Consider the following 12933-nt stretch of genomic DNA (forward strand, 5'->3'; position numbering starts at 1 on the left):
GCGCAGGCTGCGCCGGGCGCGAGCTGGGCGCGGGCATGGGCATGGGTGCGGGAACAGCGGGGAGGCATGGACCCGACATGAGACCGGAGGACCGCGGTCACCAGGCGGGCGGACAGCACGACGACGTAACACCGGGCGGCGGCCGGGGCGGCATCCCGGACGGCCTGCTCATAGGGCTGCTGCTGTTCCTGCTCGGCACGACGCTGCTGGTGTGGACGGCCACGGGCCTGTCCGGCCTGTTCGCCGCCGGCGGCTGGCCGCACGCCGTCACGTTCTCCCGCACCCCGTCGGCGATGCGCCACCTGATGGGGCAGCCGCACGACCTCAGGGGCGCATGGCCGGACACCCCGGCGGACCAGCTCTCGGGATACGGGCTGTTCTGGGGCCTGTTCATCGCCCAGCTCATGATCCTGTTCGTCCTGACGGTGTTCATCATGGGCACGCTGACGAGAGCGCGAGCGGTACGGGCCCGGCGGCGGGCGGCGGCGCAGGGCGCACCTCTGGCACAGGAGCCCGCGCAGGCGGCGCCGACGACGGCGCCCACGGGGCCGGAACCGGCGGCCCCGGTGGTAGCCCTTCCGGTGGCTCCTCCGGTGGCCCCTGCCGCGACTCCTCCCGTGACTACCCCGCCGATCGAGGCCGCGCCGACACCCGGGAGCCCTACGCAGGGCGTACCGTCCCCGCGCCCCGCGGTGGACGACGGGATGCCGACGCGCGCGCAGACGGCCGCCGCGACGGGAAGCGGCGGCTGGGAACACCCCTCCCTCCTCCTCGGCCACGCCGACTCCCGGCGCCCCGCCGCCGTGCAGGCCGTACGGGACGCCGCGGGCCCCGCCGTCGTCCTCACCTCCGACCCCTCACTGTGGGCGGAGACCAAGGACGCCCGCGCCAAGCTGGGCCCCGTCCTCCTCTACGACCCCTCGCACCTGTGCGAGACCCCGGCCCGCCTCCACTGGTCCCCCTCGGCCGGCTGCGAGGACAAGGCGACGGCGCGGGCCCGCGCGGAGGCGCTCCTCGCCCCGGTCCGCCCCACCGCCAGGATCGACCAGGCCCTCGCGGACACCGCCGAGACCCTGTTGCGCTGCTGTCTGCACGCCGCCGCCGTGGACGGCCGCGCCGTCCGCCACCTCCACCGCTGGGCCCAGGGCACCGGCGTCCAGGAGGCCGTACGGGTCCTGCGCACCAGTCCCAAGGCGTCCCCCGGCACGGCGGGCGAACTGGAGGCGACCCTCACCTCGCACCCCGACCGCCGTGACATGGCACAGGAGTTGACGGCTCGCGCACTGTCCTCACTCTTCACCGTCAATATCCGCGAGGCCTGCACTCCCAACCGAAATGACACCCTCGCCTTGGATTCCTTCGTCAACGAAGGGGGAACGCTTTATGTGGTCGGTGAACCCATCGAGGACCCCAGGCAGCGTCCCGGCGCGATGCCCCTGCTGACGGCCCTCGTCTCACACGTGGTCGAGCGCGGCCGCCGCATGGCCGAACGGTCATCTGCCGGTCGCCTCGACCCACCACTTGCCCTCGTCCTGGAGGACGTGGCGGCGGTGGCCCCCCTCCCCCAGCTCCCGGACCTCCTGGACACGGGGGCCGACCGCGGGCTCCCCACCCTGGCCCTGCTCCGCTCCCGGGAACAGCTCCGCTCCCGCTGGCCGCAGTACCGGCTCCCCGTCTAGCCGCTCGTCCCTGAAGTACGGAAGAGGATGTGGCGCCCTGCCGCCGCGGGGCGCCACCGATCGCTCAGTCGCCGGGAAGCAGGACGGTCTTGTCGCCCTCGAACCAGGCGCTGTCGATCGTCAGCCTGCTGATGCGCCAGGTGCTTCCGTCGCGCGTCAGGTCCGCGTCGTAGCGGTTCATCATCAGCGCGTGCCGGGTCCGGTCCGGCCTGGGGCCCTCGTGGGGCAAGTAGTGCTGAGCCATCGCGTAGCAGTTCACGTGGGCGGTGTCGCCGTCCACGGTCGCGCGGATGTTGCTGATCACGTGACTGGTGTCGAGCGGGCCGACCGCCGGGATGAGCGCTCCCACGACCGCGTCCCGCGGCTTGAGCGGAGGGAAGTCGAGACCGATCTTGCCGGTGGCCGGTGTCAGGTCGACCAGGGCGTCCTCGGTCAGGGACGAGGCGAGCAGCTCGGCGTCGCCGTGGTCGAGCCCGGCCGTGTAGCGGTGCAGTGCGTCGGCGATCTCGGCGTGGTCGGTCAGACGCTGCAGTGCGGCCTCGGACATCGGGCTCTCCTCGGGAGGGATGTTGTGGTTCAGGCGGAAGAGGTTGTCCGGGTCGAAGCGCCTCTTGATGCCCCGGAGCCTGCGGTAGTCGGGCGCGTCGTATGCCGCGCTCACGTCCAGTACGCCGGTGTCCTGGGCGGCCATGAAGTTCAGGTAGCGTCCACCGGTCGACCAGGGGCGCATCCGCTGCAGCAGCTCGTCGGCGTAGGCGTTCATCGCGGTGAAGGCGTCAGGCGCCCCGACACCCACGACCCAGAGCGCGAACCGGGCGTCCCGGTGTCCGACGGCGTTGTCCGCGGCGCGGCCCAGCGCGCCGCCGAGGTGACGCAACTCGACGAAGTGCACCGGGCAGTCGGCCGTCGGGCCGGCGGCGGCCAGGATCTCGTCGACGGCGTCGCCGGTCAGCGACCCCAGCATCGCGGTGCGCTCCATGAACGGCGCCGGGTCCGCCGGGTCGTTGTGGATCTGGGCGAAGGACGCGTACGGCATGGGGCCCAGCGTGTCCACGAGGACGGGTGCGGCCGCCCGCAGCGGCGCGACCAGCCGGGCGGCGTCGGCCTCCGGGCCGAGGTAGGAGACGCGGACGTGCACGGCGAACCGGTCGGCGAGGAACGGGGGCACGCCGGGCAGGGCCGGCAGCCGCAGCAGCGCGATCGACGAGCTCAGTTCGTCCGGCGCCCCGGCCGTGACCCGGGCGTAGGCGTGCAGGACGGCCGCCGCGTCGGCGCCGTCGAAGAAGAGTCCGCCCGCCCACAGCTGTTCCACCGGGAACAGGGCGAACTCCATGGCGGTCACGACACCGAAGTTGCTCTTGCCGCCGCGCAGCGCCCAGAACAGGTCGGGTTCCGACGTGGCGTCGACGAAGCGCAACGCACCGTCGGCCGTCACGACCTCCAGGGAGGTGACATGGTCGGCCGCCCAGCCGTGAGCACGGCCCATGGTGGGGCTCAGGCCCCCGCCGAGGGTGTAGCCGACGACTCCGACGAGCGGCGAGGAGCCGTTGAGCGGCGCGAGCCCGTGCGGCGTCGCCGCGTCGATCACGTGCTGCCAGCGGGCACCCGCCGCCACGCGCGCTGTGCGGGACGTGGGGTCGATGCTCACCTGCGCCATGCGGTGCGTGGTGATGAGCACCGCGTCGTCGGCCGCGAGGATCGCCTGGTGACCGGTGGCCATCACGGCGACCGGCAGACCCCGTCGGGCGGCGAAGCGAACGGCGGCTTGCACGTCGGCACTGTCGCGGGCCCCGACGACGACGCGAGGGCGGTGGGTCACGGCGAGGTTGAAGGGCGCGCACTCCGCGGCGAACCCTTCGTCTTCCGGTCCGAACACGGGTCCGGTGATCTGCGCGGCCAGAGCGGCGCGCGTGTGTGAATCGAGCATGCGTGCATTGCATCGAACGCGTGTCGACGTGGCGTCGACGGCGCGTCGACGGGCCGTTTCACCGACGGCCCGCGGCGAGGGTCAGGGCAGTGAGGGCGACACCAGCTCCGCGAGCGCGTCCGGAAGGTCGGTGATCTGATCCACCACCGCGCGCAGATCCTCGTCGCCCACCGTGTCCTTGACGGTCAGACAGTGACGCAGCAACCGGTGCAGCGCTTGCTGGCAGTGCTCGTGCCCGAGCCCGTTCAGAGCCTGACGTCGCGCGAACGCCTTGACGAGTCCGAGGAAGTGGTAGTCGCCGTTCGCGCCGGTCTCCACCACGTGGGCGTCGACGAGGGCTTCCATGACGGCTGTGGCCTCGTTGACCGGCAGGTCCAGCACCGCCGCGGCCATGGCGGCATCCAGCCGGCCGCAGTCGGGAACGGCGGCGAGGTGGAACGCATTGCGGTGGAAGACGTCCATGCGTCCCTGGGCATCACGGAACGGCCTGTCGACAATCTTGCAGTCCTCATGCATGACGACCGGCTGGCGCAGATCGTCCTCGAGCTGGGCAAGGATCTGGTCGATCGTCCACGACGGCCGGGCATCCAGCCGGGCGGCCGCCACATGCACCGACAGCGGCTGGTAGGAGCAGGCTTCCACCAGGCGACGGGCCGCCGCCTGCTCCGCGAAGACCCGCCGGGTCCCGGAGATGGCGGCGAGCAGGTGCAACGCGTCCTCGGGCCGCAGAACGCCGAGGCGCAGCCAGGGAATGCCGGGCAGATCGACGAGGCGCCGCGGACCGGTCATGATGACGGCACAGCCCACGGCGCCCGGCAGCAACGGCCGCACCTGGTCACCGCTGGAGACCGCGTCCAGGACGATCAGCAGACGGCGCCCCGACACCGTCGTACGCCACAGCGCGGCACGTTCGTCCAGCGATGCCGGCAGCCGGGACACCCCGACCGCACGCAGGAACCGGCCGAGCACCTCCAGCGGGCCGACCGGATGCTCGACGCCGCCGAGGTCGGCGAAGAGCTGCCCATCGGGATACAGGTGCCGTTGGGTGTGCGCGAGACGCACGGCCAGCGCGGTCTTGCCCATGCCGCCCAGGCCGGTGATGCCGATGACCGGCGCGTGCGCGGCATCGCGCAACGTCGAGGACAGTTCCTCGATCTCCGCGCTGCGCCCGGTGAACACCGCCAGCTCTGCCGGGAGTTGTGCCGGAACCGCAGCGGGCGCGGGAGCCGGGACCGGCTCAGGGGCCGCTGGAGCGGGCGAATGGTCGTCCTCGCGCAGGATGCGGCTGTGGAGCGCGCGAAGCGCGGGTCCGGGATCCACGCCCAGCTCCTCGCGCAGCAGCCGCCGTGTGTGCTGATAGGCGGCCAGGGCCTCGGCCCGACGGCCGGCCCGGAACAACGACAGCACGAGCTGCTCGTGCAGCCGCTCCCGCAGCGGGTGCTCCCTGACGGCCGCCCGGATCTCGGACGTCAGATCGGGCTGCCCCCCGGCCTCCAGTTCGAGAGCGAACACCTCCTCCAGGGCAGCCAGCCGCAGCTCCTCCAGCCGGTCGCGCTCGCGCTCGAAGAAAGGGCCCCGGACACCCGACAGGGACGGCCCCTGCCATGTGCCGAGCGCCCGGCGCAGGAACTCGGCGGCACTCGCCGCGTCGTCGGCGCGGCGTGCCCTGCGAGCCCGGTCGGTCAGCTCCCGGAACTCCGTCAGGTCGAACGTCCCGTCACGAACCGTGAGACGGTAGCCGTTGCCGGTCGACTCGATGACCGCCATGTCGCCGAGAATCGGGCGGAGCCGATAGACGTAGGTGCGAACGGTGCCCCGAGCGCCCCGAGGCCCTCGCTCGCCCCACAAGGCCTCCAGGATCGCCTCGGTCTCCACCGGGCGCCCCTCATGCAGAAGCAGCAGCGCGAGCAGTCCACGCTGCTGTGGGGATCCGAGGTCTATCTCCTCGTCCCGCCGCCATGCACGGACAGGACCAAGAATCGCGAGACGCATCACGCGACCGATTATGAACGGGTGTTGTCCCAGGTCCGACATCAGCGTCCTCGGCTCCTGGCGGCCGGCCCCGCACGCAGTCCTGCCGCTGCCCCGAGCAGCCGGGCCCGGCATGCCATCCCGGCCCGGCCCGGCCCGGAGCTCACAGGGCTCTGTGGACCTGTGCGGGCTCGGCCGGCCGCCGCAGGACCATCTCCCGCTCCTGGTGTCCCGAGTCGCCCGGCACCGCCCCGGTGACTCCGGTGGGTACGAACCCGGCCTTGCGGTAGAACGCCTCGGCCCGCACGTTGTGCTCGTGCACGAACAGCCGCACGCGGTGCAGCCCGGTCTTCCAGCACCAGTCCACCGCGGCGTCGAACAGCGCCCCCGTCAGACCGCTCCCGCGCTGCTCCGGCCGCACGAAGACGCCGACCAGATGCCCTTGCCGATGCTCCACGACGTGCCCGAGGAAGTCCTCCGTGCCGGCCTCCTCCACCATCACGGTCACGGAGCCGTCCCACTCACCGTCGGGCCGCTCGGCAATGAACTGCTGCCGCTGGAACGCTCCCTCCGCCGCGGTCGACGTGCGTTCCTGCCAGAAGACGTCCGGCTTCGCGGCGGCGTTCTCGTACGTCTCCAGAAAGGCGAGATGCGCCAGCGGGTCCCGCAACGCCTCGAGCCGCAGCCGCTTCACGGCCGCCCACTCGCCCGTGCGAATGGCGCGAATCACGTGGTCCATGACGGCCACGCTACCCGGCCCACGGCCCCCGGGGCGGTCCATAAAACCGGATCGTAAACGCAGAAAACCCCGCACCATGAGGTGCGGGGTCTCCCACAATAATTGTTCGGCGGTGTCCTACTCTCCCACAGGGTCCCCCCTGCAGTACCATCGGCGCTGTAAGGCTTAGCTTCCGGGTTCGGAATGTAACCGGGCGTTTCCCCTACGCTATGACCACCGAAACACTATGAAACACACAACCAGCAACCGGTGACCAAACACGGCCTGATCGTTCGTGGTTTCAGAACCAACACAGTGGACGCGAGCAACTGAGGACAAGCCCTCGGCCTATTAGTACCGGTCACCTCCACACCTCACGGTGCTTCCAGATCCGGCCTATCAACCCAGTCGTCTACTGGGAGCCTTACCCCATCAAGTGGGTGGGAGTCCTCATCTCGAAGCAGGCTTCCCGCTTAGATGCTTTCAGCGGTTATCCCTCCCGAACGTAGCCAACCAGCCATGCCCTTGGCAGAACAACTGGCACACCAGAGGTTCGTCCGTCCCGGTCCTCTCGTACTAGGGACAGCCCTTCTCAAGACTCCTACGCGCGCAGCGGATAGGGACCGAACTGTCTCACGACGTTCTAAACCCAGCTCGCGTACCGCTTTAATGGGCGAACAGCCCAACCCTTGGGACCGACTCCAGCCCCAGGATGCGACGAGCCGACATCGAGGTGCCAAACCATCCCGTCGATATGGACTCTTGGGGAAGATCAGCCTGTTATCCCCGGGGTACCTTTTATCCGTTGAGCGACGGCGCTTCCACAAGCCACCGCCGGATCACTAGTCCCGACTTTCGTCCCTGCTCGACCCGTCGGTCTCACAGTCAAGCTCCCTTGTGCACTTACACTCACCACCTGATTACCAACCAGGCTGAGGGAACCTTTGGGCGCCTCCGTTACCCTTTAGGAGGCAACCGCCCCAGTTAAACTACCCATCAGACACTGTCCCTGATCCGGATCACGGACCCAGGTTAGACATCCAGCACGACCAGACTGGTATTTCAACGACGACTCCACCCGAACTGGCGTCCGAGCTTCACAGTCTCCCAGCTATCCTACACAAGCCGAACCGAACACCAATATCAAACTGTAGTAAAGGTCCCGGGGTCTTTCCGTCCTGCTGCGCGAAACGAGCATCTTTACTCGTAGTGCAATTTCACCGGGCCTATGGTTGAGACAGTCGAGAAGTCGTTACGCCATTCGTGCAGGTCGGAACTTACCCGACAAGGAATTTCGCTACCTTAGGATGGTTATAGTTACCACCGCCGTTTACTGGCGCTTAAGTTCTCAGCTTCGCCACCCCGAAAGATGACTAACCGGTCCCCTTAACGTTCCAGCACCGGGCAGGCGTCAGTCCGTATACATCGCCTTACGGCTTCGCACGGACCTGTGTTTTTAGTAAACAGTCGCTTCTCGCTGGTCTCTGCGGCCACACCCAGCTCAAGGAGCAAGTCCCCTCACCAGACATGGCCCCCCTTCTCCCGAAGTTACGGGGGCATTTTGCCGAGTTCCTTAACCATAGTTCACCCGAACGCCTCGGTATTCTCTACCAGACCACCTGAGTCGGTTTAGGGTACGGGCCGCCATGAAACTCGCTAGAGGCTTTTCTCGACAGCATAGGATCATCCACTTCACCACAATCGGCTCGGCATCAGGTCTCAGCCTCCATGAACGGCGGATTTACCTACCGTCCGGCCTACACCCTTACCCCGGGACAACCACCGCCCGGGATGGACTACCTTCCTGCGTCACCCCATCACTCACCTACTAACCGCTTGGGCCGGCGGCTCCACCACTCCGAGATTGTCCGAAGACGCACCCGGCGGTTTCACGGCCTTAGCATCACGATGCTCGATGTTTGACGCTTCACAGCGGGTACCGGAATATCAACCGGTTATCCATCGACTACGCCTGTCGGCCTCGCCTTAGGTCCCGACTTACCCTGGGCAGATCAGCTTGACCCAGGAACCCTTAGTCAATCGGCGCACACGTTTCCCACGTGTGAATCGCTACTCATGCCTGCATTCTCACTCGTCAACCGTCCACAACTCGCTTCCACGGCTGCTTCACCCGGCAGACGACGCTCCCCTACCCATCACAGCCTCCGTTGGGAGTACATGCTGCAATGACACGACTTCGGCGGTACGCTTGAGCCCCGCTACATTGTCGGCGCGGAATCACTAGACCAGTGAGCTATTACGCACTCTTTCAAGGGTGGCTGCTTCTAAGCCAACCTCCTGGTTGTCTCTGCGACTCCACATCCTTTCCCACTTAGCGTACGCTTAGGGGCCTTAGTCGATGCTCTGGGCTGTTTCCCTCTCGACCATGGAGCTTATCCCCCACAGTCTCACTGCCGCGCTCTCACTTACCGGCATTCGGAGTTTGGCTAAGGTCAGTAACCCGGTAGGGCCCATCGCCTATCCAGTGCTCTACCTCCGGCAAGAAACACACGACGCTGCACCTAAATGCATTTCGGGGAGAACCAGCTATCACGGAGTTTGATTGGCCTTTCACCCCTAACCACAGGTCATCCCCCAGGTTTTCAACCCTGGTGGGTTCGGTCCTCCACGACCTCTTACAGCCGCTTCAACCTGCCCATGGCTAGATCACTCCGCTTCGGGTCTTGAGCGTGCTACTCAACCGCCCTGTTCGGACTCGCTTTCGCTACGGCTACCCCACAACGGGTTAACCTCGCAACACACCGCAAACTCGCAGGCTCATTCTTCAAAAGGCACGCAGTCACGACGTTGAGTGCAAGCACTCAACGCGACGCTCCCACGGCTTGTAGGCACACGGTTTCAGGTACTATTTCACTCCGCTCCCGCGGTACTTTTCACCATTCCCTCACGGTACTATCCGCTATCGGTCACCAGGGAATATTTAGGCTTAGCGGGTGGTCCCGCCAGATTCACACGGGATTTCTCGGGCCCCGTGCTACTTGGGTGTCTCTCAAACGAGCCGCTAATGTTTCGACTACGGGGGTCTTACCCTCTACGCCGGACCTTTCGCATGTCCTTCGCCTACATCAACGGTTTCTGACTCGTCCTGTCGCCGGCAGACGACAGAAGAGAGATCCCACAACCCCCACAACGCAACCCCTGCCGGGTCTCACACGCCATAGGTTTGGCCTCATCCGGTTTCGCTCGCCACTACTCCCGGAATCACGGTTGTTTTCTCTTCCTGCGGGTACTGAGATGTTTCACTTCCCCGCGTTCCCTCCACTTGCCCTATGTGTTCAGGCAAGGGTGACAGCCCATGACGACTGCCGGGTTTCCCCATTCGGACACCCCCGGATCAAAGCCTGGTTGACGACTCCCCGGGGCCTATCGTGGCCTCCCACGTCCTTCATCGGTTCCTGGTGCCAAGGCATCCACCGTGCGCCCTTAAAAACTTGGCCACAGATGCTCGCGTCCACTGTGCAGTTCTCAAACAACGACCAACCACCCATCACCCCGGAACAACATCCCGAGTGCACTGGGGCCGGCAACCCGAAGACCCAGCCTCACGGCCGTGCCCTCAGACACCCAACAGCATGCCCGACCAGACCCCGCCCGGAGATCATGCGTTCCACACTCCGAAGAGCAGTACTAGCAGCCTCCGACCCGGAAACCCGGCCGAATAGTCAACGTTCCACCCATGAGCAACCAGCACCGGACGTACGCCGATGTACTGGCCTCTGGACTGCCGAAGCAGCCAAGAAGTGCTCCTTAGAAAGGAGGTGATCCAGCCGCACCTTCCGGTACGGCTACCTTGTTACGACTTCGTCCCAATCGCCAGTCCCACCTTCGACCGCTCCCTCCCTTGCGGGTTGGGCCACGGGCTTCGGGTGTTACCGACTTTCGTGACGTGACGGGCGGTGTGTACAAGGCCCGGGAACGTATTCACCGCAGCAATGCTGATCTGCGATTACTAGCAACTCCGACTTCATGGGGTCGAGTTGCAGACCCCAATCCGAACTGAGACCGGCTTTTTGAGATTCGCTCCACCTCACGGTATCGCAGCTCATTGTACCGGCCATTGTAGCACGTGTGCAGCCCAAGACATAAGGGGCATGATGACTTGACGTCGTCCCCACCTTCCTCCGAGTTGACCCCGGCGGTCTCCCGTGAGTCCCCAACACCCCGAAGGGCTTGCTGGCAACACGGGACAAGGGTTGCGCTCGTTGCGGGACTTAACCCAACATCTCACGACACGAGCTGACGACAGCCATGCACCACCTGTACACCGACCACAAGGGGGGCACTATCTCTAATGCTTTCCGGTGTATGTCAAGCCTTGGTAAGGTTCTTCGCGTTGCGTCGAATTAAGCCACATGCTCCGCTGCTTGTGCGGGCCCCCGTCAATTCCTTTGAGTTTTAGCCTTGCGGCCGTACTCCCCAGGCGGGGAACTTAATGCGTTAGCTGCGGCACCGACGACGTGGAATGTCGCCAACACCTAGTTCCCACCGTTTACGGCGTGGACTACCAGGGTATCTAATCCTGTTCGCTCCCCACGCTTTCGCTCCTCAGCGTCAGTAATGGCCCAGAGATCCGCCTTCGCCACCGGTGTTCCTCCTGATATCTGCGCATTTCACCGCTACACCAGGAATTCCGATCTCCCCTACCACACTCTAGCTAGCCCGTATCGAATGCAGACCCGGGGTTAAGCCCCGGGCTTTCACACCCGACGTGACAAGCCGCCTACGAGCTCTTTACGCCCAATAATTCCGGACAACGCTTGCGCCCTACGTATTACCGCGGCTGCTGGCACGTAGTTAGCCGGCGCTTCTTCTGCAGGTACCGTCACTTTCGCTTCTTCCCTGCTGAAAGAGGTTTACAACCCGAAGGCCGTCATCCCTCACGCGGCGTCGCTGCATCAGGCTTTCGCCCATTGTGCAATATTCCCCACTGCTGCCTCCCGTAGGAGTCTGGGCCGTGTCTCAGTCCCAGTGTGGCCGGTCGCCCTCTCAGGCCGGCTACCCGTCGTCGCCTTGGTGAGCCATTACCTCACCAACAAGCTGATAGGCCGCGGGCTCATCCTTCACCGCTGGAGCTTTTAACCACCACTCAGGAGAGTGGAAGTGTTATCCGGTATTAGACCCCGTTTCCAGGGCTTGTCCCAGAGTGAAGGGCAGATTGCCCACGTGTTACTCACCCGTTCGCCACTAATCCCCACCGAAGTGGTTCATCGTTCGACTTGCATGTGTTAAGCACGCCGCCAGCGTTCGTCCTGAGCCAGGATCAAACTCTCCGTGAATGCTTCCGGGTCATCCCGGTAACACACACGAGAGCGGAACAGCCGGGCGGAATAAGCCCAGCCGTTCACAGCGTCCTCGCTGTGTTCTTCTTCAAAGGAACCTCAACCCGATCGGAAACCGACCAGGTCGGGGTATCAACATATCTGGCGTTGACTTTTGGCACGCTGTTGAGTTCTCAAGGAACGGACGCTTCCTTTGTACTCACCCGAGAGACTCTCTCAGGCTTTCCTCCGGGCGCTTCCCTTCGGTCTTGCGTTTCCGACTCTATCAGACGTTTTCGCTGTCCGATTTCCTCGGTGCTTTCCAGGTTCCCGCTTCCGCGTTTCCCTTTCCGGCGGTTCCGACTTTATCAGATCCTTTTTCGATCCGATCCCCAGTCAGGAGGGGTTGTCTTCCCGGCCGTTGGGCCGTTCCGACGTCCCAGACGTTAGCGGATCCTCTCGGCGTTTCCCAATCGGGGCCGGCCGGGCTCCAACGGAATAGGAATTCGGGCATGCCGAAATCGACCCCGCCGGGAGATCATGCTGAAGGTGTGGTGCCGCTGCTGCGGCGTGATGTTGCCGAGGAACCGTTACGGCTCCGTGGCAACCCGGAGAACGTTACAGATCCGGGGAGGCAGAGTCAAACATCGCTGTCAAGATTTTTTCCTGCCCGCCCTCGCGCTTCTCGGCGCGGGTCAGTCCAGGTCGCTGAGACGTCCGCCGGCGTCCGGCTGGGCGTCCTCCACCCTGCGCAGCAGCCGGGTCAGGACCTCGCCGAGGAGTACACGCTCCGTCGGGGTGAGGTCCTGGAGCAGGTCCTCCTCGAAGACCGTGGCGAGCCGCATGACCTCGAGCCACTTCTCTCGGCCCTCGGTGGTCAGCTCGACGATGACACGGACCCGGTTGTTCTCGTCCCGTTCCCGGGTGACCAGCCCCTCGCCGACCATGCGGTCGATGCGGTGGGTCATTGCGGCCGGCGTCAGGCCGAGGCGCTTGGCGAGATCGCCGGGGCCCAGGCGGTAGGGGGCACCGGACAGGACGAGTGCCTTGAGGACTTCCCACTCGGCGTTGCTGATGCCGAGGTCCGCCGTCTGACGGCTGTACGCGACGTTCATGCGGCGGTTGAGGCGGGACAGCGCGGAGACGATCTTCTCGACCTGGGGGTCGAGATCCCGGAACTCCCGCTGGTAGGCGGCGATCTGCTCTTCGAGTGTCGGCTCGCCGATGTCGGGGGTGTCGCCCATGTGCGCAGTATCGCACGCCGGTGCTTGGCATCGAAGTTCTTCGAGGTGTAGTCTTCAACTCGAAACTTTAGCTTCGAAGTCTTCACCTCTAACTCGTGCAGGTGGTGCAAGGACT

The 12933-nt window shown here is 65.5% G+C and carries 5 protein-coding genes and 3 rRNA genes; 1 reads left to right on the plus strand and 7 read right to left on the minus strand.

Annotated features, from left to right (window positions below; translation table 11 throughout):
* Positions 1-77: 77 nt before the first annotated feature.
* Positions 78-1679 (plus strand): type IV secretory system conjugative DNA transfer family protein, encoded by a 1602-nt coding sequence (locus QFZ64_RS16760; RefSeq protein ID WP_307066572.1) that lies wholly within the window; start codon positions 78-80, stop codon positions 1677-1679.
* Between the two features lie 64 nt (positions 1680-1743).
* Here QFZ64_RS16760 and QFZ64_RS16765 read toward each other — a convergent pair whose 3' ends face one another.
* The 7 genes from QFZ64_RS16765 to QFZ64_RS16795 all read right to left on the minus strand — a co-directional run bounded on the left by QFZ64_RS16765 (position 1744) and on the right by QFZ64_RS16795 (position 12818).
* Positions 1744-3606: a nuclear transport factor 2 family protein gene (locus QFZ64_RS16765; RefSeq protein WP_307066574.1), complete on the minus strand. Its 1863-nt coding sequence runs from the start codon at positions 3604-3606 to the stop codon at positions 1744-1746.
* Positions 3607-3687: 81 nt separating this feature from the next.
* Positions 3688-5712, minus strand: coding sequence for an AfsR/SARP family transcriptional regulator (locus QFZ64_RS16770; RefSeq protein WP_307066576.1), 2025 nt, complete (start codon positions 5710-5712; stop codon positions 3688-3690).
* 28 nt (positions 5713-5740) lie between these two features.
* A complete protein-coding gene (locus QFZ64_RS16775) occupies positions 5741-6316 on the minus strand; it encodes a GNAT family N-acetyltransferase (RefSeq protein WP_307066578.1) in 576 nt (191 codons plus the stop codon).
* Between the two features lie 104 nt (positions 6317-6420).
* Positions 6421-6537: ribosomal RNA gene (gene rrf / locus QFZ64_RS16780) — 5S ribosomal RNA — on the minus strand.
* An 89-nt stretch (positions 6538-6626) separates the two neighbouring features.
* A 23S ribosomal RNA gene (locus tag QFZ64_RS16785) occupies positions 6627-9753 on the minus strand.
* 314 nt (positions 9754-10067) lie between these two features.
* Positions 10068-11592 (minus strand): 16S ribosomal RNA (locus tag QFZ64_RS16790).
* The 16S, 23S and 5S rRNA genes sit together here, the layout of an rRNA operon.
* 677 nt (positions 11593-12269) lie before the next feature.
* Positions 12270-12818 carry a MarR family winged helix-turn-helix transcriptional regulator gene (locus tag QFZ64_RS16795; protein ID WP_307066581.1) on the minus strand — a complete coding sequence of 183 codons (549 nt, stop codon included), beginning with the start codon at positions 12816-12818 and terminating at the stop codon, positions 12270-12272.
* Positions 12819-12933 lie beyond the last annotated feature (115 nt).

Source organism: Streptomyces sp. B3I8 (genome assembly GCF_030816915.1).
Taxonomy (GTDB): Bacteria; Actinomycetota; Actinomycetes; order Streptomycetales; family Streptomycetaceae; genus Streptomyces.